This window comes from Dokdonella sp. GW821-FHT11D02 (assembly GCF_058808595.1).
The window spans coordinates 1,062,241-1,085,214 of record NZ_CM179520.1; the positions used below are offsets into that span (position 1 = coordinate 1,062,241).

Sequence of the window (22,974 nt, forward strand, 5' to 3'; positions counted from 1 at the left end):
CCGATCGGGCCGCGGACCATACGAGGACAGGCGTTCTTGTCGAAACGAGTTTCCCAACGATTGCGCGACTGGGCATCCTATTTGCCGCGGTTTCATAGACTGCGCGCGTTGATGCGCGGAGGCTTCATAGCGCCGTCGGTTCGTGTGGTTTCCGCCGCGCGGCTTACGCTGGGGCGAGACACGACGATCCAACGCGGTGCCATCCTTCATTGCGGCGGCAAGGCATGGTGCGGGTATGCCGGTCACATACGGCTCGGCACGGGTGTCGCGATTGGCCCGTACTGCGTGATCTACGGGGCGGGAGGCGTGGAGCTGCACGACTACGTGCACCTTGGACCGGGCGTGAAGATCATGTCGCAGGCCGGCCGGCACGATCGCAATCGAATGACGCCGCATCCGACATTCCTGTTCGACGGCGTCGTCGTAGGCGCGGGAAGCTGGATCGGAGCGGGAGCTGTAATTCTCGGTGGAACGCGGATCGGCCGCTGCGTGTCGGTGTCGCCCAATTCCGTGGTGTCGGGTGAAGTGCCCGACTATGCTGTCGTGGTCGGCAATCCCGCGCGAGTGATGTTCAAGAACGAGGTTATCGAGTGATGAAGGGGCAAGGCGATCTCGTAGGATCTCTACTGGAGCGCATAGGAGCGGAAAATCCGATGCACGCCCGTTCCGTGCAAAACGCGGCATCCGAGCTTAAGTTCGAAGAACTGCAGGAGCTCGAGCACTACATCGAGTTCTGTACGCAAGATGGCTGGAACGTCGATCGATTGGCGGGTGCGTACAAGGTCATCACCGACGACACACTGCGTGAGCAGATTCATTTTCGCCGCACCGGCCATTATCGCCACGCGACGTTCGATGCCGTCGCGCACGGCGTCTACTTCGACGCGACCTACATGTCCAACTACATGTACGGCTTAGCGCTCACCTTGTTCCTCTGGCCCAATCACCTGCAGATCGTGCGCTTCTTTCAGCGTGTTCTGCCGCGAGACCGCGAAGGTCGCTATCTCGAAGTCGGCCCGGGCCATGGAACGTTCTTTCGCCACGCGGCCAAGTACGGTCGCTTCGCTTCTTGTCTCGGCGTCGACATCAGCCCTACTTCACTGGAGATGACTCGCCGCTTGCTCGAGTCCGATGCCGCTATTCCCGCGCCGCGAAAGCAGCTGCTTCACGCGGATTTCCTGAAAGCGACTACCTTGACCGGCACTTACGACGCCATCGTAATGGGCGAGGTTCTCGAGCACGTCGAACAGCCCGAGCTGTTCCTGCGAAGAATCAAGGAGCTGGCCGCGGAGGACGCCTTTATCTTCATCACGACCGCCGTGAATGCCCCTGCGATCGATCACATCTACTTGTTCCGTAACGTCGAGGAGGTGCGGCAAGTGGCGGAAGCGGCGGGCTTGCGCGTCGTGGATACGCTGGCCACGCCGTATACCGGCTGCTCAATGGAAGAAACGGTGCGGCAGCGACTGCCGATCAACGTTGCGATGGTGCTTGCTGCATGATCGCTGCGGCCGGGCTTCGCTTTCATCATTTTGGACTGGCCGCTGCTGATCCCAACCGTGCCGTCGTTTTCCTGGAGGCGATGGGCTATCGCTGCGGCGATGCCGTCGTCGACCCGTTGCAGAACGTCGTATTGCGTTGGTGTGAGAAGGAAGCCGCTCCGGCCATTGAAATCGTTTCGCCTACCAAGACGAAAGGCCCGCTCACGAGTGTGTTGGCAGAACACGCCACCAGCTTTTATCACCTGTGTTACGAAGCGGCGTCGATCGATACGGACCCAGTCGAATCGCTGCGCGCGACTGGCGCGCGTTTCGTCACCGTACTGCCGCCCACGCCGGCGGTGCTGTTCGGAGGCAGGTCAGTCAGTTTCCATCTTGTGCACGGGTTCGGTTTGATCGAACTCCTGCAAGCTCGATGACGACGCAGGCGGCGCTGCCAGATGAAATCCGAAGCCAAGCTGACGTTTATCCGCAATTTCTCGGTCGAACCGATTGAGTTCTGGCTGACGCGCGAAGCGCGCGCAATGGGTCTTTCTCTGACCTGCGAGTTCGGTGGTTTCGCTGGTGCGGCGGACGAGATTGGGCAACTGAGTGCGAGCGACGCCGACCTGTCCGTGATAGCGCTCGGGCTGGAAATGACCGCCAGCGATTTCGGCCATGCGTCTTGGTCCGCGCAGGCAGCTTGCGAACGCCATCTCATGCTGATTCGAGCGGCGATCTCCAATGCGTCATCGCCTCTCGCGATCAATACGGTGCTGCCGCCGCTGAGCGGCCCAGGCCGCCGCGTGGCGCCTCCCGGCGTGAGCGATCCCGTTCTACTGGCGGACGAATTGAATGTCGAGTTGAGGAAACTCGCGCGGGCGAACGCCGACAAAGTGGCATTGATCGATTGGGTGCAGTTCGCCCGCGAACTGGGCGAGCAGCGCACCTATGACTATCGCTTTTGGCTGACCAGTGGAGCGCCTTTCGCGCCGCCGTTTCTCACCCGGTACGCCCAGGCGATTGCCGGCGCGGTCCGTGCGCTGTCGGGTCGGATCAAGAAGTGCTTGGTGCTCGATTGCGACAATACCCTATGGGGAGGAATTGTCGGCGAGGACGGGCGTGAAGGGATCGCGCTTTCGTCGGACACGCTGCCTGGAGCATATTTCCGCGAGTTCCAGCGCGCAGCTCTCGATTTGCAAGCGCGTGGCGTCGCCATCGCACTATGCAGCAAGAACGATGAGGCCGACGTCCTGGACGTGATCGATCATCACCCGGACTGCCTGTTGCGTCGCCAACACCTGGCGACTTGGCGTGTCAGCTGGAACGACAAGGCCGCCTCGATCGACGAGATCGCTCGCGAATTGAACATCGGATTGGATTCGATCGTGTTCGTGGACGACAGCCCGCAGGAGTGCGAGCGCGTCAGTCAGGCGCTGCCGCAAGTGCTCGTGCAGCGGACGCCGGCCACGCCGGAGCGCTTGATCGGATTCCTCGACCGGCTCGACCTGTTCGATACGTTCGCTCCGACGTCCGAGGATTTGCTGCGCACGCGTAGTTATCAGCAAAACCGCGAGCGCGCCGAATTCTCCGGCGCAGTGGGGGACATTGCCCAGTACAAGAAACAACTGCAAACACGTCTCGTCGTGCGCATTGCGACGGCGGCCGATCTTGCGCGCGTGGCACAGCTGCTGCAGCGAACGAATCAGTTCAACCTGACGACTCGCCGCCATGATCCGGCTGCGATCCAGCGTTTCTCGGACGACCCGGACGCGCGCGTAGTCTGCGCCGAATTGTCCGATAGATTCGGCGATCTCGGCATCGTCGCCGTCGCGATCGTGTTCCGGAGAGGCGAGGAAGCCGTAGTCGATTCGATGCTGATGAGCTGCCGTGCGCTCGGGCGCGACGCGGAGTTCGCATTCGCAAGCGCGGTCTATGCGATCGTGCTGCGGGAATGGCGTTCTACCGCTGTCGTCGCCGAATATGTCGCTTCTGCGAAAAATTCGTTGGTGGACGATTTTTGGGATCGCGCAGGGCTGGAGCGCGGCCACACGGATGAAAGCGGAGCGATCAGCTATCGTTCAAGTCAGGAACTCGCTGCACTTGCCGCAGCGACTGCGCCTCGATACATCGAAATTGCGGAGTCAATCCAATGAACGAAGAGCTCAGAAAGATCGTATCCGAAGTGCTCGGCATCGCGCCGATGCAAGTCGGTATCCAGACCAGTACGCAGACGGAACCCAAGTGGGACTCGTTGCGACACATGAATCTGATCTTCGCGTTGGAAGATCACTACGGTGTGCGCTTCGGCGACGAAGAAATTCCGAATTTGACCAGCATTGCGGCGATTGAAGCGGCGCTGGCGTCGAAAGCGAATGGAAATTCAGCGCCGGCTTGAGCGTAGTTGCAGCAGCGCGCCGATGCCTAAGCAAGACGCATCGACCAGAAGTTGCCAGCAGCGCGTCAGCATCGCGATCGACAACAGCAGGGCAGCCGGCACTTGCGGGGTGAGGAGCGCGCCCAATCCAACGGCCGCCGCTTCGCGGACACCGATTCCCGCCGGTATAGGCAGCGCAAGCAAGCTGGTGACGAAGCCGAGATAAAGGCTGGCCAGAATCGGCAAGCGCATGCTTACCGGAACGGAAGCTTCAGCGGCGAACAGGACGCACCACGAAGCGGCGAAATTGAGTGCGAACGAAAGCAAAATCAAACCGATCAAGCTCGGTAAGTTTGTCGCGGGTTTTTCTTCGCCGATGGCGGGGAGGCGCAGCCAGCGCGCGACACGCGGGAGCGTGCCCGTCAACCAGGACATCGTTGGCAGCGTCATCAACCCGATACAAGAAACGATGGCGGTCGCGAGCACGGCAACGACGAGCGCAGGCGCTGAGGTGTACAAGCACGCCACTCCGAGCGCCGTCATTTGGATCATGCCGATAACGGCCAGTTCTACATTGGCGAAGACGAGGCCGGCGACGCTGGCCGGCTGCTTCAGCACTAGCGCTTGCATCACAGGCGACCAGATTTTCCCGGGCACGTATTTTCCGGGTTGAGACAACAGAAATGCGATCAGCAGGCCGTGTGGCGCATGTCCGGACGAATGCTTGAGGATCAAACGCGAGAACAGGACGCCCTGCGTCAACGCGAACAGCACGCCGAGTACACAAGCGATCGAGAAGCGGAACGGGTTCGTGTGCGCGAGGACTTCACCGAGCTCGTGGCGTGAAAACCAGGCCAGTGCGACTAGGATCGCCAAGCCTATCGATGTCGCCACCGTACGAAGACGACGTCTGCCCGCGACGAGGTGCGTCGCATTGTCGTGCGCGTTCATCGCGCTAGTGGCGCTCTGCCGCGGGTCGGTTGGAATCGCTCGATCCGTTGACGGTGCTTGCGTCTGCGCTTCGGCTCAGGTCAGCGATGAAAGCAGTTACTTTCGGGTCGTGCATCCCCTCTGGCAGTGCCAAGCGCGCCTGGGTCATTGCCGAACTCGGATTGCTCGCGCTTGCGTACAGTTTTGCGACCTCCAAGCGCAACGCCCGCACGGCGGGGTTGTGCGCACCGAGTCGGGAGTGATCTAGAAGTGCGGCGAGGCGCGCTGCGGCCTCGTCGTTCGGCAGGCCGGCGCAAGGTTCACTGCGCAGCCGCTTGCCCAGCAGCTCGAATACGGCGAGCAAGTCCGCTTCGATCGGTTCGGGCTGACCGTCGTACGCGATCTTCACGGCGGTGGCGTCGGCATTCGCTCCGACATTGCAGTCGACAAGAATCCGTTCCAGCGCGCCAAGCCGTCGCGTGCTCGGATCGGCGGAAGTGAGCAGGCTGTCCGCGTGCGAACGCACGGCATCGAAATCGGGCGGCTGCTGTCCCATGGCTTCGGCGATCAGATCTTGGCGCAGCCAACGTGAATCGGGATGGTGGGCGAGTGCTTGTTGCATGATCGAATGATGACTGGCCCAAACCCCGGCCCGAGCCGCGGTCGACACGGCGAGTGCCAGTACCAAAGCGTAGGCGGTGGCAGAGACGATGCGTGGCGACAGGGGCAGGAAAGAACGCATGGCCTGACCGGCGATCGCCGCGAGACTCAAAATCGCCCAGATCAATCCGACGGCTGGAAAATAGTTGCGGTGTTCGAAGTACATGATCAGTGGGAACACCGTGGATTCCAGCGCGTGGCCGAGCAGAAACAGACCGATGCCGAGCGCGAAACCCGGAACTTGTCTGCGCCAGTGCCAAGCCGCAGCAATCACGGCCAGCCAGGCCGCGATCGCGATCGCCGTCGTCGGCGGATCGAGCCATCCGCGCGAAATGACGTAGTCGTCGTGATAGATACCCATCTGCGGACCGCTCGGTAGCAGTAGGGCTCCTACGTAAGACCACAGCGCACGTGGCTGGGTCAACAGTCGTTCGGTCAGCGAGAACGGTCGATTCTCGTAACCGGCGAGAATCGACGGAAAGCCTGTGAAAGTCAGCGCCAAAACGATCGCAGTCGGCAGCACCAGAACGGCAAGAATGAATGCGCGCGATAGCGTCGTGCGACGCGAACCTGCGGCTGGTTGGAACGCGAACAGCTCGATCATCGCGCACAGCGCCGGCGCGAGTATGCCGTTTTCCTTCGACAAGGCGGCGAGCGCAGTACAAAGCGGAACGGCGAGGCCCAGCAGCATCACGCCGTCTCGTCGCAATCCTTGCGTGAGTGCGAGGCGACCGCGGACATAGGCGATCAGCGTAAGCAAGGTAAACAAGGCGCTGAGCATCGCCATACGCTGGACGACGTATAGAACGGTACTGACCAGCAAGGGATGCAACAGCCAGATCGATGCGCCGAGCCAAGGAAGCCACCAGGCCGCCTCCGCGCGGCTCCGCGTCAGCGCGCCGCAGCGCAGGAGGTCCCGAAAGAGCACGAACACGAGCACGCCGTTGAGAAGGTGGACCAGCAAATTGCCCAGTTTCAACCCCCAAATTCCTGGTCCGAACAGGGCGGTGTTGAGCATGAAGCTGAGAATCGAAACCGGTCGCCCGAGGTGCCCGGACGTATTGCCGAACAAGACTGAGAAGCCGTCGGTGCGCCCCTCCAGCCAAGCCGCCACTGGGAGCAGATTGGCGCGGTCATCGAACAGCAAAGGGCCATGCAGCCCGATCCAGTAGACGAGCGCCGTCAAAAATAAGCTTGCGGGTAATGCGTAACGTCGAAGAAGCGTTGCGTCGGCCATCCGCTGTGGGCCTTAGGTTGGGATGGCAATGGCGGCGCGTAGGCGCCGCAATCGTCGTACATCACGGCATTCTTGCATGGGTCTCGACGTAGGGTATCAGCACCCGCTACGGCGAAGTTTCCGCGGGTTTCTCTTTCGCTAAGCGCAACTTGGTTTCGGCGGCGACCAGCGCACGACCCCCTTCCGCGTCGTAACGACGCATCCGCGGGCGCACCTCGTCCAGGTACCGCCCAGCTTGTTCGTACTGTTTCATTTCCGTAAGTAAATCGACCAGCAGAAGACCGGCGGGTGGATTAGTGCTGGTTGACCATGCGGCCAGCGCTTGCTCTTGCGCACGGGGCAGATCGCCCGCGCGCCGGAAGAAATCGGCAGCGATGTGGCGTAGCGTCCAGACCGGATACGTCGAGGGATTTTGTGGAGCGCGGCTCGCGAGATCAGCGGCCCATTCCGCGAATGCAGTGAGAGAAAAGTTCTCGCAAGGTCGCGCATTGAGCTGATCGACCAACATTCTTACCGCAGTGATTTCGTAATTGCCGATTCTCTTCCCAACGATTGCTTGAGCATCGGCAAGATGCTGCGGATCCGCTGCGCCCTTGGTCTGGCAGTCGAGTACGAGAGGGTCGATCGCGCCGACATTGCGTGACGTGCGCGAAGGACGATCGCGTAACTGCGCGAAGACTCCGTAGGCGCGGTCGAACTGCCCGCTCTTGATGAACAGCGCAGCCAAGTCGAGCTGGGCGCGCATCGAGTTCGGATGCGTCTCAGCCGCCTGCGTGACGATTACGGACCAGGCTTGCCAGCTCCACGCACGTGTGTGGGTGGCGAAACCCAGAGCCACCACGGCCGCTGCCGCTGCGAAACGCAGCAGTCGTTTTGCGTCGGTTCGTTCATTCAAATACATCGCGGCGCGGTTCAATAGAGCAGCCAGCGCAAGAAACACTCCGATGCTCGGCAAATAGTTACGATGCTCGAAGTACAGCTCGAGCGCGAACACCGTCGACTCCATCGCGTGTCCGGCGAGAAACAGGAAAACGCCGGCAGCGAAAGTGGGGTTGTACCGCCGCAACCGCCATGCAGCGATTGTCGCGACGATCCAGAATACGATCGCAGGTAAGGTCGACGCTGGGGAGAATAGGCTGGTCGACGCGACGAAATCGTCGCCGTACAAGCCCAGCGCCGCCCCACGTGGCAATAACATGACGCCGACATAGTCCAGTAGCGCGCGCGGCTCGCTCAGCAGGCGCTGGCCTAGGGTGAAGTCGCGGATTTCGTAGCCGATCAGGAGCGAATTGGGATGCGTTGCATACCAGCCTGCGATCACGAGTCCGGGCAGTAACAGGAAGATCGCGAAGAACGTTCGTACCGCTCGCGGGCGTGCAATGACCCCGAAGTAGCAGAGTTCGAGCACCAAGGCGTACAGAGGGGCCAGTACGCCGTTTTCCTTCGATAGCGTAGCCGCCAGCGTCGCAAGCGGGAAGGCGAGGAACAGCCAGGCTAGTGCGGTAGGTGACGAAACATGATCGGATTGTGTCGATCCTTCGTTATTTTTCGCGTGCGCGGCTTGTTCCAAGAGGTTGCGTCCACGCCAATAGCAGAGCAGCGCGACGAGCACACAGAGCGCGCTCAATTGAGCCATGCGCTGCACGATGTACAGCACCGTGCTGACCTGGATCGGATGCAGTAGCCAGACAGCGCTGATGCCGAGCGCCCACCATGACGCGGCTTGGCGCATGGTTGCATCGCGCTCCAGCAGTCGGCGGCACAGAGCGAAGAGGAGCAGCCCACACAGGAGATGAAGGATGAGGTTCGTCGCTTTGAACGGCAGCGGGTCGCCCCCGAACAGACGCGCGTCGAGCATGAAGCTCGCCATGGCGACTGGCCGACCGAACAGGCCAGAGGCATTGCCCAACAGCATCTCTTGCCAGTCGATCGCACCGGTCAACCAGGCGCCGAGCGGCTGCAGGTTGACGATGTCATCGAGTAAGAATGGGCCCGACAACCCGGGCAGATAGGCCAAAGCAGTCAATAAACAAGCCACGACGATCCAGATTGCCGGGCCGTGTGTCGATGCCGTCACATCAGAAGGTGCCCGGGGTGGGATGTCGCTCATTTCTCGGTGGTGGATTCCTAAACGCAGACTATAAGTCAAAAAAAGAAGGCCCCATGCGGGGCCTTCTTTGGTCTTACCTCGACCGCACTGTTTAGCTGCCGCGGCAGGAGCCAGGCAGGAACTTCACCTTGACAGTGGTGCCAGTGCCGCCACAGACGAAGCCGCTGAGCTGCTTACCCCAGGCTGTCGTCCACACAGCCGCGGTGCCGGGCGCGGACTGAGGAATCAAAGTAATGAACTTGCCGTCGATGTCGGTATCCTTCACGCCTTTCATTTCGACCGTAGCGGCGCCATTGACGTCGGTCGTGACGGCTTTCACGTACTGCGTTGCACCCGCAGCAGCCGTATTTTCGCAGCCCCAACCATTGATGGTAGGCGCCGGGTTGGCCGACTTGGCGCTTTGATACACCTCGGTCACCGTCGTGCGGCAGGCGCTGAGGGCGAGAATGCCTTCGGAAACCTTGGCGCGCTTGACGTAGTCAGCGTAGGCCGGCAGCGCGATAGCCGCCAGGATGGCGATGATCGCGATGACAATCATCAATTCGATCAGCGTGAAGCCTTTCTGGATCATCTTGTTCATGGTGATGCCTCTGGATGGATGGTTCGGTGTTACCCCTAAGAGCCGCCAACCGTGCCAGGCGGGCCCGCTTCCGCGATCGCTTCCGAGGGCAATCGACGGCTCGCGGCGTAGTAGCAGCAGCTTCCGTGCCAAGACCCGCAGCGAGCACCCGATCACATTTGCTTCACGTCAAAAATCGAGGATGCGAACTGGGTCTCTCGAAGGACAAATCGCGGCGCGTAAATTGTCAGGGACTGACAATTTGCGTACAGCCAAGCCAGTCGATCGAGCACAGCAGCGTCGGGACTCTCACCAGATATCGATCGGCAGCGCATCGAGCGGCTGACCGCTCTTGCCGTCGAGCAGCATCGTCAATTCGCCACGCGGTGCGATGATCGGTAGCGCAAGCACCGTGGCCGCTTCGCGTGCGTTGGCGCTTAGCCAAGCATCGATCGTGGAAGCCGCGTTCGGATGTGTTTGTCGCAGCTGGTCGACCGTCTTTGCTTTCGATAGCAGCGCGGGCGCGACGGCGAGGTAGTCGATGTAGTATTTCGGAAATTTCTCGACATCCTTACCAGCAAGTCCCGAGAAGATCAGCTCATCGCGTTCTTTGCCTATTGGCGGTAGCTCGATGCCAACCGTACGCGGCCCAGTCCACGGGATGGAGCGGAATTCGGGTTTTGCGTCGGCCAAATCCTTGGGATCGAGATCGTTTGCCGATACCAGCACGAACCGGTCGATCGCCGCGACGATAAAAGCCGGCCTTGCCCGCGCGACGATAGACATGCCGTAGATCAGCGCCCCGGCCTGCAGCAGCGCGATCACGGCGAGATCGAACTTCATGCCCTTCTTGCCGGCCTTGAACACAGCCAGCGTCAGCAGCGGCCCCAGCACAAGATCGACACCGAGCAGCAGCATGACCAGCTCAGGCGCGCCGGTGGCGCGGCTATACGGTGGGGGATACCAAACACCGAAGATCAGCGCGGCCGAGAGCAGGCCGATGGCGATACTGATCGAGACGTGGATGGCAGCCGCTTTCCAGCGCGTCATGGGCATTCCCCGGTTTCGGAACGCGCGCGAATATACGTCAATCGCCTACCGTTACAAACGGACGGAAGCTTTTCGTGACGTGCTTCGCATGTCGCGAACAACGTCCTACTCGATGCCGAGCTTCTCCAGCCGATAACGCAGCTGCCGCAAGGTCAAGCCGAGCTGGCGTGCCGCTGCGGTGCGGTTCCAGCGCGTCGCTTCGAGCGCCTTCATGATCGCGGCGCGCTCGGTCTCGGCGACTGCTGCGGCCAGGTCGCTGGGGAGGCCGCGGATCGGGTCGTCGTCGTCGTTCGCAAAAGCCGCGGCGGTCGCGACGCGCGACTCCGGGGGTGGCGTCGCGAAGGGGCCTGCTGTACTGGGCGTATTCGCCCAGGTCGCAGCGGTCTCGCCGGCGCTGCGCTCGCGTACTTGCAGACGCAGGTCTTCGATGCCGATGCGCTGGTTCTCGCACAGCGCGACGGCGCGCTCGAGAATGTTCTCCAGCTCGCGCACGTTGCCGGGGAAGTCGTAGCCGAGCAGGGTTTGCAGAGCCTCCGGCGACAGGCGCGCCGGCTCGCCGCCGCCCTCGCGCGCTAGCCGTTCGAGCACGCGCCCGGCCAGTTGCGGGATGTCCTCGCGCCGATCACGTAGCGGTGGCACGCGCAACTCGATCACGTTGATGCGGTAGAAGAGATCCTGCCGGAACGAGCCGAGTTCGACCAGCCGCGCGAGGTTCTTGTGCGTGGCCGAAAGAATGCGCACGTCGACGCCGAGTTCGGCGCGCGCGCCGATCGGACGCACGGCTTTTTCCTGGATCACGCGCAGCAACTTCACCTGCATGTGCATCGGCAGCTCGGCGACCTCGTCGAGAAACAAGGTGCCGCCTTGTGCGGCATGGAACAGGCCGTCTTTGTCGACGTTGGCCCCGGTGAAGCTGCCTTTCTTGTGGCCGAAGAACTCGCTCTCCATCAGTTCGGACGGAATCGCGCCGCAGTTGACCGGCACGAACGGCGCGGCGGAGCGCGGCCCGAGTTCGTGGATCAGGCGCGCGACCAGCTCCTTACCGGTACCCGACTCGCCGGCGATGTAGACCGGCGCCTGGCTGCGTGCGACTTTCGCGATGGTCGCGCGCAGCAGATTCATCGGCGCGGAGTCGCCGATCAATTTCGAGCTGCTCGCGGTCTGCTCGCTGCGTTTTTCTTCCGATAGTTTCAGCGCGGTCTGCACCAGGCGGCGCAGCACGTTGATGTCGACCGGCTTGGAGACGAAGTCGAATGCGCCGGCTTTGAGCGCGTCGACCGCGGCGTCGACGTTGCCATAGGCGGTGATCATCGCGACCGGCGTTTCCGAATACTGCGCCGCGATCAGCGCGATGATCTCCTGGCCCGAACCGTCCGGCAGGCGCATGTCGGTGAAGCACAGCGCGTAGCTGCGCTCGGACAGGCGCTGGCGCGCCTCGGCCACGGTCGCGGCGGTATCGACCATCAGATCCATGCGCCCCAGGGTCAACGTCAGCAGTTCGCGAATGTCGCGTTCGTCGTCGATGACCAGGGCGTAATGCTTGCTCATGCGGTCGGTTCGAGGCTCAGGAATGCCCGCAAGCGTAGAGCGTGAAGCGCGTCAAGGCAAAGAATTGCGAATTCGGCATGGGGCGGTGGGGCTGCGGCCGTTATCGGCGGGGCCGGATCGATCAGCCGGCCAATCTCGCGGCCAGCAGCGAGCCGGCCGGCGTCAGCGTGATACGGAAACAGGCGCCGCCGCCGGCGACCGGCACGTATTCGAGCGCGGCTTGGCTCGCTTCCGCCATCTGCTTGGCCAGGTACAGGCCGAGTCCGGTGCCGTATTCGTGGGTCGTGTAGAACGGCTCGAAGATGCGCGCGGCGACCTTCGGCGGAATACCGGGGCCGCGGTCGACGATCTCGATCAGCGGCGGTCCCTTGTCGGCCGCCAGCCGCGCGACCACGGTCACGCGCGCCGGCTCGTTCGGGTGGCGGCCGTAACGCAGCGCGTTCTGCACCAGGTTCCAGGCCACCTGTTGCAGGTGCTGCGGATCGACCATCGCCTCGATGCGACGATTCTGCGTGACCGCGCGCAGGTGGTCGCCGCCAAGATCGTTGGACTGCTTGTAGTCCTCGACGAAGGCGAGAATCCACGCATTCAAGTCGATGCTCTCCGGGCGCGAGCGCTCGCGCCGCGACAGCTGCAGGATGTTCTCCACCACGTCGTTCGCACGCGTGCAGTGGTTGTTGACGATCTCGACCAGGCGCTTGTCTTCGCTGGTGAGCTTGGGCGATTCGGCCAAAAGCTGCGCGGAGTAGCGGATCGCAGCGAGCGGATTGCGGATTTCGTGCGCAATCGAGGCGGACAGGCGTCCGAGCGAAGACAGCGTGAGTTCCTCGGCGCGACGTGACAACAACGAGGTGTCGTCGAGGAAGATCAGCACGTTGGTGTCGTCGTTCGGGGTCAGGCGGGTGAAGCGCGGAATCACCTCGGGCATGTCCGACGCCAGCGACACCGCGGTCTGATCGGTCTTGCCCGAATGGCGCCAGTGGTACAGCCGGCGCGACAGTTCCGGCGCCACGCTGCCGAGTTCGCGCTGGTCCGGCGGCGGATTGCCGATCAGGTGCCAGGCCGATTCGTTGATGCGCAGGATCGCGTTGGCCGCGTCGACCAGCAGTACGCCGGTTTTCATGCGCTGGATGATGAGCTCGTTGACCTGTTCGAGGTTGAGCAGATCGACGCCGCGCTTCTCCGCCAGCGCTTCGGTCGCGCGCATGTGCAGTCCGACGTGCCGCAGCAGCAGCGCGACGACGAAGGACGCCGTCGCGATCGCCACGGTCTGGGCGGCGGAGCGGGCGAAGGTGACGTCGACGAAACGGCCGTAGACGTACGGCACGATCAGGCCGAGCGCGGCGATGCTGGCGAACAGGAACGCGCGCCGCGGCAGCAGCAGAGACGCGATGCCGACGTTGACCAGCACCATCAGGGCAATCGACTCGTAGCCGCCGATCGAGGTGAGAATCAGCGAAGCGGCGAGGATGTCGATCAGCAGCGCGAGGCTGATGCCGTCAGCGAGCCGCGCACGCAGCCGGTCGGTGCCGAACAGCAGCAGCAGCGAGACGGCCAGATAGGCGCCGGCCACGATCTGGCCGAGCAGCGGACGGGTGACCTTGACCCACTCGACCGCGTAGGGGCTGTAGGTGAGCGCGACGTAGACCACCGCCTCCAGGCAGCGGTAAAGATTGAAGAAATACAGTTCGCGCCGGGTGATGTCGCCCGGCATGTCGGCGTTGTTGCGCGCTCGGCGGTCTGCAGTCACGGCGTCCCCTTGCGGCCCGAGTATAGCGACAGCGCGCGCCGGCGCGGCGAACGCGCGCCCGCAGTGTCTGAAACGTGACGGACTTTTGATTTCACGCGGAGGTTCCCCGAGAATAGGCGCCCGTTTCGCGGCCGGTCGCGGCCTGCCGCTCTCCGGATTGCGCTCCACGGCGCGCTGCTGCGCCGCTCCCGCGCGTCCCACTGTCAAGGTGCCTCATGAATTTCCACGAATACCAAGCCAAGGAATTGTTCGCCAGCTACGGCATCGCGGTGCCGCCCGGCAAGGTCGCGGCGACGCCGGAGGAAGCCGTCGAAGCGGCGCGCTCGCTCGGTGGCGAGCAGTGGATGGTGAAGGCGCAAATTCACGCCGGTGGCCGCGGCAAGGCCGGCGGCGTGAAGTTCTGCAAATCCTTCGACGAGGTCAAGGCGGCCGCGGCCGGCATGCTCGGCAAGGCGATGCAGACCTACCAGTCGGGCGGCCGCGCGCTGCCGGTGAATCTGGTCTTGGTCACCGACGCCAGCGACATCGTCAAGGAGCTGTACCTGTCGATCCTGGTCGACCGCGGCAGCAAGACGGTTTCCTTCATCGCTTCGGCGCAGGGCGGCGTCGACATCGAGCAGGTCGCGCGCGACACGCCCGAGGACATCCACACGCTCGAGATCAACTTCGTCGAAGGCCTGCAGCCCTATCAGTGCCGCAAGCTCGCCTTCGACATGGGCCTGAATGCGAAGCAGGCCAACCAGCTGACCAAGATCATGCTCGGCCTGTACAAGCTGTTCAACGAACAGGACCTCGCCCTGGTCGAGCTCAATCCGCTCGCGATCGTCGGCAGCGGCGATCTGATGGCGCTGGACGGCAAGGTCAATTCCGACGACAACGCCGAGTTCCGCCATCCCAAGCTCGCCGCGATGCGCGACGAGTCGCAGGAAGACGCCGCCGAAGCGGCCGCGGTCAAGAACAACCTCAACTACGTCACCATGGACGGCAACATCGGCTGCATGGTCAACGGCGCCGGTCTCGCGATGGCGACCATGGACGTGATCAAGCTGGCCGGCGGCGAGCCGGCCAACTTCCTCGACGTCGGCGGCGGCGCGACCAAGGAGCGGGTGACGGAAGCGTTCAAGCTGATTCTTTCTTCCGACAAGGTGCGCGCGATCCTGGTCAACATCTTCGGCGGCATCGTGCGCTGCGACCTGATCGCCGAGGGCATCATCGCTGCGGTCAAAGAAGTCGGCCTGACCATTCCGGTCATCGTGCGCCTGCAGGGAACCAACGTGGAGAAGGGGCGCGAGCTGCTCGCGAACTCCGGGCTGGCGATCACGCCGGCCGACGATTTGAACGACGCCGCGCAGAAAGCGGTCGCATCCGTCAAGGCCGCCTGAGCGAAGGACAGAATTCCATGAGCGTTTTGGTCAACAAGAACACCAAGGTCATCACCCAAGGCTTCACCGGCCAGCAGGGCACCTTCCATTCCGAGCAGGCGCTGGAATACGGCACCAAGCTGGTCGGCGGCGTGACCCCGGGCAAGGGCGGCAGCGAGCACATCGGTCTGCCGGTCTACAACACCGTGCTCGATGCGGTGAACGACACCGGCGCCGACGCCTCGATGATCTTCGTGCCGCCGCCGTTCGCGGCCGACGCGATCCTCGAAGCCGCCGATGCCGGCGTGAAGGTGATCGTGACGATCACCGAAGGCATTCCGGTACTCGACATGCTGCGCGTGAAGAACGTGCTCAAGAGCTATCCGGACACCGTCCTGATCGGTCCGAACTGCCCCGGCATCATCACGCCGGGCGAATGCAAGATCGGCATCATGCCGGGCCACATCCACAAGCCGGGCAAGGTCGGCATCGTCTCGCGCTCGGGCACCCTGACCTACGAGGCGGTGTTCCAGACCACCAACGTCGGTCTCGGCCAGTCGACCTGCATCGGCATCGGCGGCGATCCGATCAACGGCCTCAACTTCATCGACTGCCTCAAGCTGTTCCAAGACGATCCGCAGACCGAAGGCATCATCATGGTCGGCGAGATCGGCGGCAGCGCCGAGGAAGAGGCGGCCGAATTCATCGAGGAGTACGTCAAGAAGCCGGTGGTCGCTTTCATCGCCGGCGCCAGCGCCCCGGCCGGCAAGCGCATGGGCCATGCCGGCGCGATCATCTCCGGCGGCAAGGGCACGGCCGCGGCCAAGTTCGCCGCGCTCGAGAAAGCCGGTGTGACGACGGTGAAATCGCCGGCCGACCTCGGCAAGACGCTGGCGCAGAAGATGAAGTAAGGCGCGCTCGCGCGCAGTTGCCTGCGAAAGGCCGCGGAGCGATCCGCGGCCTTTCTTTTTGCCGCGCCGGCCACACGTGCGAGCGAGCGCGCACGAACTTCGTCGCAGCGTGCGCGCGCCGCCTGCGCTTCCGCGCGGGCGGCGAACGACTATGATGCGCGTCCCACTCCCGATCCATATCGCATGGCTCCGCTTCGCATCACTCTCGCTCAGTTCGATTTCCCGGTCGGCGCCGTCGCCCATAACGCCGAGCGCATCGCGGCGATGATCGTCGAGGCGCGCGATGTCCATCGCGCCGACGTGGTGCTGTTTCCCGAACTCGCGATCAGCGGCTATCCGCCCGAAGACCTGCTGCTGCGGCCGAGTTTTCTGGCCGATTGCGAAGCCGCCTTGCTGCGTATCGCGCATGAGGTACGCGGCATCGTCGCCGTGGTCGGTTGGCCGCAAGCGGCCGGCGCGGTGGTCTACAACGCCGCCAGCGTGCTGCAAGACGGCGACGTTGTCGCGACCTATCGCAAGCGCGAGCTGCCCAACTACGCCGTGTTCGACGAACGTCGCTATTTCGAGATCGACCCCGACGGCGAGGCCTGCGTGTTCGAGGTCAAGGGCGTGCCGCTCGGCGTGGTCATCTGCGAGGACCTCTGGTTCGCCGAGCCGCTGGCCGCGACAGCGCGCGCCGGTGCCGAACTGGTACTGGTGCCGAACGCCTCGCCGTTCGAGCGCGACAAACTCGCCGAGCGCGACGCCTTGCTGGCCGCGCGCGTGAAGGAAACCGGCGTCGCGCTGGCCTATCTCAACGTCGTCGGCGGGCAGGACGCGCTGGTGTTCGACGGTGCGTCGGTACTCGCCGACGGCGACGGCACCATCCATCCGGCCGCGCGCGCGTTCGAAGACCACTGGCTGGTGGCCGACTACGATCGCGCCGCGCGCAAGTTCGCGCCGTCCGATTGGCCGGCCGAGACCGACGAGAGCCGTGAGGCGCTGGCTTGGCGCGCGATCGTGCGCGGCACGCGCGATTACTTCACGAAGAACGGATTCCGGCGCGCGTGGATCGGCCTTTCCGGCGGCATCGACTCGGCCCTGGTGTTGGCGCTCGCAGTCGACGCGCTCGGCGCGCGCAACGTGACCGGGGTGCGCCTGCCTTCACGCTACACCTCCGATCTCAGCAATGACCTGGCCGAGCAGCAGGCGCAGGCAGCCGGAGTGGAAATCCTGACCATTCCGATCGAGGCGCCGGTGCGCGGCTTCGCCGATGCGCTGGCGCCGGTCTTCGACGGGCGCGCGGTGGACGCGACCGAGGAAAACCTGCAATCGCGTTGCCGCGGCGCGGTGCTGATGGCGTTGTCGAACAAGCTCGGCGGGCTCTTGCTGACCACCGGCAACAAGAGCGAATACGCCGTCGGTTACGCCACGATCTACGGCGACATGTGCGGCGGCTATGCGCCGATCAAGGACCTGTACAAGACCGAGGTCTACGCGCTGGCGAACTGGCGCAACGCGCAGGATGCGAAGGCGCCGCCGATTCCGCAGGATGTGATCGAGCGTCCGCCGTCGGCAGAACTGCGCGAGAACCAGACCGATCAGGACTCGCTGCCGCCCTACGACGTGCTCGATGCGATCTTGTACCGTTACATCGATCAGGAGCAGTCGCGCGAAGACATCGTGCAGGCCGGTTTTGCGGCGACCACCGTCGATCAAGTGCTGCGGCTGGTGCGCATCAGCGAATGGAAGCGCCATCAGGCGGCGCCGGGCCCGAAGGTGTCGCGACGCGCGTTCGGGCGCGAGCGGCGCTATCCGATCACCTCGGGTTGGCGCTAGAACATCGGCGAAGAAAATCCAGAAAGCCGCTCCCTCTCCCGCTTGCGGAAGAGGGGAAAGCGCGACCTCAACCGCGATTCATCAGCGGAATGAACTTCCACCAGTTCGACGGATAGCGCGGCCAATCGCCGCGGAAGAACGGGTGATCGGGATAATTCAGCTTCAGCACGCTCTCGGCGTCGCTGGCGAGCTTGTCCTGGCCGAGACCGCGGTAGCTTTCGACCATGATCGCCAGCGCGTCGCCGGCCTGCGGTGACTGCGGGTAGGTTTCGAGTACCAGTTTGGCGCGATTCGAGGCGGCGACGAAGGCATTGCGCTTGAGATAGAAGAGGGCGATGTGCAGCTCGGCCTGTGCCATCTCGTTGCGCAAGAAGATCATGCGCTGGCGGCTGTCGGCGGTATAGCGGCTCTGCGGGTAGCGCGAGATCAGCGAGCTGAAGTCGTCGAACGACTGGCGCTGGAACGCCTGTTCGCGCCGCGTCATGTCCTGGCCGATGTAGCGCTCGAGGAAGCCGGACGAGCGGTTGAAATTGATCAGCGCGCGCAGGTAGTAGGCGTAGTCGATGTGCTTGTGCGTCGGGTAGGTCTTGATGAAGCGGTTGACCGACGAGTAGGCGTCCTCGGGCTTGTCCGCCTTGTACTGCGCGTAGGCGAGATTGAGCTGCGACTGCTCGGTGTACGGGCCGAACGGAAAGCGCGAGATCAGGCGCTGATAGCTGCGCTCGGCGCCGTCGTAGTTGCCGCCTTCCAGCAGCTCGGTCGCGGTCTGGTAGACCTGCTCGACCGGCAGCGTATCAGCGGCGTCGCCTTTCTTCTTGCGGTTGAACAGCGAACAGCTGGCCAACAGCACCAGCAGCAGGACCAGCGCGAGGCGCAGGACGAAGCGGAGATTTCTGGAAACTCGCATGCGGGCGGCAGGCTCTGCGATGATGGGGGATGAGATCGAACGGTCGCGACAGGTACCGTCCGTTGCATGGCCGGCGACAGGTCGAGCGAATCGTCGGGCGCCTCGGCGCCGGCTGCAAACAACGATCATAACCCGAACTCCGCCCGCGCTGGAAACGCGCCAGCGGTCAGGAATTGTCCGATGAGTGACCCCCAATCCAGCCTGAACGCGCAGGTGCCGATCGAACTGGCCGGCCGCCGCTTCGACCAGGTGCTGGCCGAGCTGTTTCCCGATTTCTCGCGTTCGCGCCTGACCGCCTGGATCAAATCGGGCGATGCGCTACTCGACGGCGCCGCGGTGCCGCCGCGCCAGCTCGTGCGCGGCGGAGAGGCGATCGCGCTCGAAGTGCGCATGGAACGCGAGATCGGCGCCCAGCCGGAAGCGATCGCGCTGGACATCCGCCACGAGGATGCCGACGTGCTGGTGGTCAACAAGCCGGCCGGCCTGGTCGTGCATCCAGGTGCAGGCAACGCCGCCGGCACCTTGCAGAACGCGCTGTTGCACCACGATCCCGGCCTCGCGGAGATCCCGCGCGGTGGCATCGTTCATCGTCTGGACAAGGACACCTCCGGACTGATGGTAGTCGCGCGCACCCTGCGTGCGCACACCTCCCTGGTCGAGCAGCTGTCCGCGCGCGAGGTGCACCGGCAATACGTCGCGATCGTCTACGGCGCGATGATCGCCGGCGGTCGCGTCGATGCGCCGATCGGCCGACATCCGCGCGACCGTCTCAAACAGGCCGTACGCGAGGACGGCCGCGAAGCGGTCACGCACTACCGCGTGCGCGAGCGCTTCCGCGCGATGACCCTGATCGAGTGCCGCCTGGAAACCGGCAGGACGCACCAGATTCGCGTGCACATGGCGCACGTGCGTCATCCGCTGGTCGGCGATCCGCAATACGGCGGTTTGCTCAAGCTGCCCAAGGGCGCCACGCCGGAGCTGGTCGAAGCGCTGCGCGGATTCCGCCGCCAGGCCCTGCACGCCGAACGGCTCGAATTCCTGCACCCACGCACGGGCGAATTGGTCGCGGTCGCCGCCGATGCACCGGCGGACTTTTCCGGATTGGCGAAAGCCTTGCGCGAGGATACGAAGAACGCGAAAGACTGAAGCGCGAGGGTAGGAGCTAGGACGCTCTTCTCGGTTTCCCCGACGATGTTGTGCTTGTCTTCCGGACGGTTGCTGTCGACACCGGCTCGACTTCCCCTAGCGGAGATCCCTACATGCGTGTGACCGCGGTTTCCTTCGTTTTCACGGCCTGCACCCTGCTGCTCGGCGCGAACGGCGCACACGCGCTCGACGCGGCCGAACGCAAAGCGATCAAGGCCGAAATCGGCAAGCATCACGACGAATCGATCAAGCGCTTGCAGGACTGGATCGCGCTGCCCTCGATCGCGGCGGAAAACCGCAACGCGAAGGAAGGCGCCGAGTACATGGCCAAGCTCGCGCGCGAAGCGGGTTTCCAGAAGGCCACGGTGATCGAGACCGAAGGCAAGCCCGGCGTGTTCGCCACGCTCGATGCGGGCGCCAAGAAAACCGTCGGCCTCTACTTCATGTACGACGTCAAGCAGTTCGATCCGGCCGAGTGGTCTTCGCCGCCGCTCGAAGCCAAGCTGGTCGACAAGCCCGGCATCGGCAAGGCGATCGTCGGCCGTGGCGCGGTCAATCAGAAGGGGCCGCAGACGGCTTTTCTCGCCGCCCTGCATGCGATCCGCGGTGCCGGCAAGAAGATGCCGGTCAACCTCGTGCTGGTCGCCGAAGGCGAAGAGGAGATCGGCTCGCCGCACATCGGCCAGATTGCGCTGCGGCCCGAAGTGCAGGCCGCTTTGAAGAACACCATCGGCGTGTTCATGCCGAGCGCGATGCAGGACGTCGATGGCCTGGTCACGGTCAGCCTCGGCGCGAAGGGCGTGGTCGAGCTGGAGCTGGTTTCCAGCGGCGAGAAATGGGGGCGTGGCCCGGCCAAGGACGTGCATTCCTCGCTCAAGGCGATGGTCGACAGTCCGGCCTGGCACTTGGTCAAGGCGCTCGACACCCTGGTCTCGGCCGACGGCAACACGATCACGATCGACGGCTACCCCAAACCGCGCCCGATCAGCGCCGAGGAGAAGGCGATGGTCGCCGCCGCGATCGCGCGCAGCGACGAGGCGCAGGCGAAGAAGCAGCTCGGCGTACAGCACTGGATCGACGACCTGCCATGGCAGGCGGCGAGCGAACGGTTGGTGTCGCAGCCGACAGTCAATATCGAAGGCCTGGTCGGCGGCTACACCGGTCCCGGCGGCAAGACCGTGCTGCCGCACAAGGCGGTGGCGAAGATCGACATGCGCCTGGTGCCCGACATGACGCTGAAGGACGCCGTCGCCGCGCTGAAGTCGCATCTGGCCAAGCGCGGTTTCGGCGATATCGAGGTCAACGTCTCCGGCGGCTACGATCCGACCAGCACCGCCGCCGACGCGCCGTTGATCGCGGCTCAAATCGCCGTGCTCAAGCGCGACGGCCTCGATCCGACTCTGTGGCCGCGCAGCGCCGGTTCCTACCCGGGCTACATCTTCACCGGCGCGCCGCTCAAGCTCGCCTCCGGACATTTCGGTCTCGGCCACGGCAGCGGTGCGCACGCGCCCGACGAGTACTACTTGATCGAACCGAGCAATCCGAAAGTGCAGGGTTTCGACGGCGCGGTGCTGTCCTTCGTCGATTACTTGTACGAATTGGGCAAGTAGCGCGCCGCGAGTACCGTCGTGAAGGTCAAACGCATCGTCGCCAACCTAGCCGTCGCCGACCCTGAGCGCGCCGCACGCTTTTATCGCGACGCGCTCGGGCTCGAATTGCTAATGGATCACGGTTGGCTTGCGACCTACGGCGCGCCCGCCCGGATGCAGGTCCAACTCAGCCTCGCCAGCGAGGGCGGCTCCGGTACGCCGGTGCCCGATCTGTCGATCGAAGTCGACGATCTCGACGCCGCCTTGGCGCGCATGCACGAAGGCGGATTCGCGATCGAATACGGGCCGGCGACCGAACCTTGGGGCGTGCGCCGGTTCTACGTGCGCGATCCGTTCGGCAAGCTGGTCAACGTGCTCGTGCATGTCTGATCCGATGCGCGAAGGCGTCGTTCCGGACTGGCCCGCAGCGGCCGGCGTGCGCGCGATGGTGACGACACGCGGGATCGTCGGCGCCTCGCCGCCGCCGTTCGACCGCTTCAATCTCGGCGCGCACTGCGGCGACGATCCCGCTGCGGTCGCGGCGAATCGAGCTGCGCTGAAGCGATGGCTCGATCTGCCGGACGAACCGCGCTGGCTGCGCCAGGTGCACGGCACTGAGGTCGTCGAGTGCGATCCAGCCACGGTGACCGAGGCGACGGCCGACGCATCGATCGCGCGTTCACGTGGCGTCGTGCTCGCGGTGCTGACGGCCGATTGCCTGCCGCTGCTCCTGTGCGCCGAAGACGGCAGCGAGATCGCCGCCGTCCATGCCGGTTGGCGTGGACTCGCGGCAGGCGTGATCGAGCGCTGCATCGAGCGGCTGCAGGCGCAGCGCGAAAAACTGTTGGTCTGGCTCGGCCCGGCGATCGGCGCGCACTCCTACGAAGTCGGCGCCGAGGTGCGCGAGGCCTTCGTCGCGCAAGCCGCATCGAACACCGACGCGTTCGCGCCGACACGCCCCGGCCACTGGCACTGCGATCTGTACATGCTCGCGCGCCGCCGTCTCAAAGCACTCGGCGTCGAGCGCGTATACGGCGGCGATTTCGACACGCACGCCGATCCGCGCTTCTATTCCTATCGCCGCGATTCGCGCACCGGCCGCTTCGCCAGCTTGATCTGGCGCGAGTAATCCAAGCCGCCTCGTCTGCGCGTCCGTCAGCTTGCTGCGAGCGGAATTTCTTCCATCAGGCCGATCGCGTTGCCGTCCGGATCGTGAATGATGGCGAGCCACACGTCGCGGTCGGGCAGGCGCGCGATCCTACGCTCGGCATCGATGAACACGACCCCGCGTTCGCGCAGCATCGCCGCATAGTCGGCCAATCCGTCGATGCGCAGATAGGCGACGGTGCCGCCGCTGCCGGCTGCGCCGCCCTGCGTTCCGAGCAGTACGCGCACGCCGCCGCAATCGTAGAAAGCGAGGCCCGGCGGCGCATCGAACAAATGCCTGAGGCCGAGCACCTCGCCGTAGAACGCCTTGCCTTGCGCCAAGTCGCGCACGGTGAAGGCCACCTGCAAGATTCCGGTCGCCGCGCCCATGGTTCGC

At 64.0% G+C, this 22,974-nt stretch carries 21 protein-coding genes; 12 read left to right on the plus strand and 9 right to left on the minus strand.

The annotated features are described in order from the left end of the window. Positions 1-60: 60 nt before the first annotated feature. From AC3QL3_RS04380 to AC3QL3_RS04400, 5 genes are read left to right on the plus strand one after another with little or no spacing between them, the layout of a single operon-like run. Positions 61-594, plus strand: coding sequence for an acyltransferase (locus tag AC3QL3_RS04380; protein ID WP_492897090.1), 534 nt, complete (start codon positions 61-63; stop codon positions 592-594). A gap of 59 nt (positions 595-653) precedes the next feature. After that, positions 654-1,502: a class I SAM-dependent methyltransferase gene (locus AC3QL3_RS04385; RefSeq protein ID WP_492897091.1), complete on the plus strand. Its 849-nt coding sequence runs from the start codon at positions 654-656 to the stop codon at positions 1,500-1,502. Then, positions 1,499-1,918, plus strand: a complete 420-nt coding sequence (locus AC3QL3_RS04390; RefSeq protein ID WP_492897092.1) for a VOC family protein — start codon at positions 1,499-1,501, stop codon at positions 1,916-1,918. The genes AC3QL3_RS04385 and AC3QL3_RS04390 overlap by 4 nt, the downstream gene beginning before the upstream one ends. 21 nt (positions 1,919-1,939) lie before the next feature. Next, entirely contained in the window at positions 1,940-3,634 is a 1,695-nt protein-coding gene (locus tag AC3QL3_RS04395) for an HAD-IIIC family phosphatase (protein ID WP_492897093.1), read from the plus strand. Beyond that, positions 3,631-3,876 carry an acyl carrier protein gene (locus tag AC3QL3_RS04400; protein WP_492897094.1) on the plus strand — a complete coding sequence of 82 codons (246 nt, stop codon included), beginning with the start codon at positions 3,631-3,633 and terminating at the stop codon, positions 3,874-3,876. Before AC3QL3_RS04395 ends, AC3QL3_RS04400 begins: the two co-directional genes overlap by 4 nt. Here the strand turns inward: AC3QL3_RS04400 and AC3QL3_RS04405 are convergent. The 7 genes from AC3QL3_RS04405 to AC3QL3_RS04435 form a co-directional block, all read right to left on the minus strand. Further along, complete coding sequence (locus tag AC3QL3_RS04405; RefSeq protein WP_492897095.1) at positions 3,862-4,806, minus strand: lysylphosphatidylglycerol synthase domain-containing protein; 945 nt, start codon at positions 4,804-4,806, stop codon at positions 3,862-3,864. The two genes, AC3QL3_RS04400 and AC3QL3_RS04405, sit on opposite strands and share 15 nt — an antisense overlap. Before the next feature lie 4 nt (positions 4,807-4,810). Beyond that, on the minus strand, positions 4,811-6,682 hold the full coding sequence (locus AC3QL3_RS04410) for a hypothetical protein (RefSeq protein WP_492897096.1): 1,872 nt from the start codon (positions 6,680-6,682) through the stop codon (positions 4,811-4,813). Between the two features lie 106 nt (positions 6,683-6,788). Further along, positions 6,789-8,792 carry a hypothetical protein gene (locus tag AC3QL3_RS04415; protein WP_492897097.1) on the minus strand — a complete coding sequence of 668 codons (2,004 nt, stop codon included), beginning with the start codon at positions 8,790-8,792 and terminating at the stop codon, positions 6,789-6,791. A 91-nt stretch (positions 8,793-8,883) separates the two neighbouring features. Next, positions 8,884-9,372 (minus strand): pilin, encoded by a 489-nt coding sequence (locus AC3QL3_RS04420; protein WP_492897098.1) that lies wholly within the window; start codon positions 9,370-9,372, stop codon positions 8,884-8,886. 288 nt (positions 9,373-9,660) lie between these two features. Next, entirely contained in the window at positions 9,661-10,401 is a 741-nt protein-coding gene (gene tfpZ, locus AC3QL3_RS04425; protein ID WP_492897099.1) for a TfpX/TfpZ family type IV pilin accessory protein, read from the minus strand. A gap of 105 nt (positions 10,402-10,506) precedes the next feature. After that, positions 10,507-11,949, minus strand: coding sequence for a sigma-54-dependent transcriptional regulator (locus AC3QL3_RS04430; protein WP_492897100.1), 1,443 nt, complete (start codon positions 11,947-11,949; stop codon positions 10,507-10,509). Positions 11,950-12,070: 121 nt separating this feature from the next. Next, entirely contained in the window at positions 12,071-13,699 is a 1,629-nt protein-coding gene (locus AC3QL3_RS04435; protein ID WP_492897101.1) for an ATP-binding protein, read from the minus strand. Between the two features lie 215 nt (positions 13,700-13,914). On the opposite strand from AC3QL3_RS04435, the gene sucC reads away from it, so the two are divergent. From sucC to AC3QL3_RS04450, 3 genes are all read left to right on the plus strand, one after another. Next, entirely contained in the window at positions 13,915-15,081 is a 1,167-nt protein-coding gene (gene sucC, locus AC3QL3_RS04440; protein WP_492897102.1) for an ADP-forming succinate--CoA ligase subunit beta, read from the plus strand. Between the two features lie 17 nt (positions 15,082-15,098). Then, positions 15,099-15,971, plus strand: a complete 873-nt coding sequence (sucD, locus tag AC3QL3_RS04445; protein ID WP_492897103.1) for a succinate--CoA ligase subunit alpha — start codon at positions 15,099-15,101, stop codon at positions 15,969-15,971. 183 nt (positions 15,972-16,154) lie between these two features. Continuing rightward, the gene (locus AC3QL3_RS04450; protein WP_492897104.1) at positions 16,155-17,789 is read left to right on the plus strand and encodes an NAD+ synthase; all 1,635 of its coding nucleotides are present in this window, start codon (positions 16,155-16,157) and stop codon (positions 17,787-17,789) included. 67 nt (positions 17,790-17,856) lie between these two features. Here the strand turns inward: AC3QL3_RS04450 and AC3QL3_RS04455 are convergent, their stop codons facing one another. After that, on the minus strand, positions 17,857-18,696 hold the full coding sequence (locus AC3QL3_RS04455) for an outer membrane protein assembly factor BamD (protein WP_492897106.1): 840 nt from the start codon (positions 18,694-18,696) through the stop codon (positions 17,857-17,859). 180 nt (positions 18,697-18,876) lie between these two features. On the opposite strand from AC3QL3_RS04455, the gene rluD reads away from it, so the two are divergent. The 4 genes from rluD (at position 18,877) to pgeF (ending at position 22,560) form a co-directional block, all read left to right on the plus strand. After that, entirely contained in the window at positions 18,877-19,842 is a 966-nt protein-coding gene (rluD, locus tag AC3QL3_RS04460) for a 23S rRNA pseudouridine(1911/1915/1917) synthase RluD (protein ID WP_492897108.1), read from the plus strand. A gap of 113 nt (positions 19,843-19,955) precedes the next feature. Then, positions 19,956-21,452, plus strand: coding sequence for a M20/M25/M40 family metallo-hydrolase (locus tag AC3QL3_RS04465; RefSeq protein WP_492897109.1), 1,497 nt, complete (start codon positions 19,956-19,958; stop codon positions 21,450-21,452). A gap of 18 nt (positions 21,453-21,470) precedes the next feature. After that, positions 21,471-21,821 (plus strand): VOC family protein, encoded by a 351-nt coding sequence (locus AC3QL3_RS04470; protein WP_492897110.1) that lies wholly within the window; start codon positions 21,471-21,473, stop codon positions 21,819-21,821. Next, positions 21,814-22,560, plus strand: a complete 747-nt coding sequence (gene pgeF / locus AC3QL3_RS04475) for a peptidoglycan editing factor PgeF (RefSeq protein ID WP_492897111.1) — start codon at positions 21,814-21,816, stop codon at positions 22,558-22,560. The genes AC3QL3_RS04470 and pgeF overlap by 8 nt, the downstream gene beginning before the upstream one ends. Positions 22,561-22,586: 26 nt before the next feature. Here pgeF and AC3QL3_RS04480 read toward each other — a convergent pair whose 3' ends face one another. After that, positions 22,587-22,967 (minus strand): VOC family protein, encoded by a 381-nt coding sequence (locus tag AC3QL3_RS04480; protein ID WP_492897113.1) that lies wholly within the window; start codon positions 22,965-22,967, stop codon positions 22,587-22,589. Positions 22,968-22,974 lie beyond the last annotated feature (7 nt).

Coding starts and splice junctions, on each gene's coding strand:
- AC3QL3_RS04385 (WP_492897091.1), top strand. CDS start 654: ATGCACGCCCGTTCCGTGCAAAACGCGGCATCCGAGCTTAAGTTCGAA.
- AC3QL3_RS04390 (WP_492897092.1), top strand. CDS start 1,499: ATGATCGCTGCGGCCGGGCTTCGCTTTCATCATTTTGGACTGGCCGCT.
- AC3QL3_RS04395 (WP_492897093.1), top strand. CDS start 1,940: ATGAAATCCGAAGCCAAGCTGACGTTTATCCGCAATTTCTCGGTCGAA.
- AC3QL3_RS04400 (WP_492897094.1), top strand. CDS start 3,631: ATGAACGAAGAGCTCAGAAAGATCGTATCCGAAGTGCTCGGCATCGCG.
- AC3QL3_RS04405 (WP_492897095.1), bottom strand. CDS start 4,806: ATGAACGCGCACGACAATGCGACGCACCTCGTCGCGGGCAGACGTCGT.
- AC3QL3_RS04410 (WP_492897096.1), bottom strand. CDS start 6,682: ATGGCCGACGCAACGCTTCTTCGACGTTACGCATTACCCGCAAGCTTA.
- AC3QL3_RS04415 (WP_492897097.1), bottom strand. CDS start 8,792: ATGAGCGACATCCCACCCCGGGCACCTTCTGATGTGACGGCATCGACA.
- AC3QL3_RS04420 (WP_492897098.1), bottom strand. CDS start 9,372: ATGAACAAGATGATCCAGAAAGGCTTCACGCTGATCGAATTGATGATT.
- tfpZ (WP_492897099.1), bottom strand. CDS start 10,401: ATGACGCGCTGGAAAGCGGCTGCCATCCACGTCTCGATCAGTATCGCC.
- AC3QL3_RS04430 (WP_492897100.1), bottom strand. CDS start 11,949: ATGAGCAAGCATTACGCCCTGGTCATCGACGACGAACGCGACATTCGC.
- sucC (WP_492897102.1), top strand. CDS start 13,915: ATGAATTTCCACGAATACCAAGCCAAGGAATTGTTCGCCAGCTACGGC.
- sucD (WP_492897103.1), top strand. CDS start 15,099: ATGAGCGTTTTGGTCAACAAGAACACCAAGGTCATCACCCAAGGCTTC.
- AC3QL3_RS04450 (WP_492897104.1), top strand. CDS start 16,155: ATGGCTCCGCTTCGCATCACTCTCGCTCAGTTCGATTTCCCGGTCGGC.
- AC3QL3_RS04455 (WP_492897106.1), bottom strand. CDS start 18,696: ATGCGAGTTTCCAGAAATCTCCGCTTCGTCCTGCGCCTCGCGCTGGTC.
- rluD (WP_492897108.1), top strand. CDS start 18,877: ATGAGTGACCCCCAATCCAGCCTGAACGCGCAGGTGCCGATCGAACTG.
- AC3QL3_RS04465 (WP_492897109.1), top strand. CDS start 19,956: ATGCGTGTGACCGCGGTTTCCTTCGTTTTCACGGCCTGCACCCTGCTG.
- pgeF (WP_492897111.1), top strand. CDS start 21,814: ATGTCTGATCCGATGCGCGAAGGCGTCGTTCCGGACTGGCCCGCAGCG.
- AC3QL3_RS04480 (WP_492897113.1), bottom strand. CDS start 22,967: ATGGGCGCGGCGACCGGAATCTTGCAGGTGGCCTTCACCGTGCGCGAC.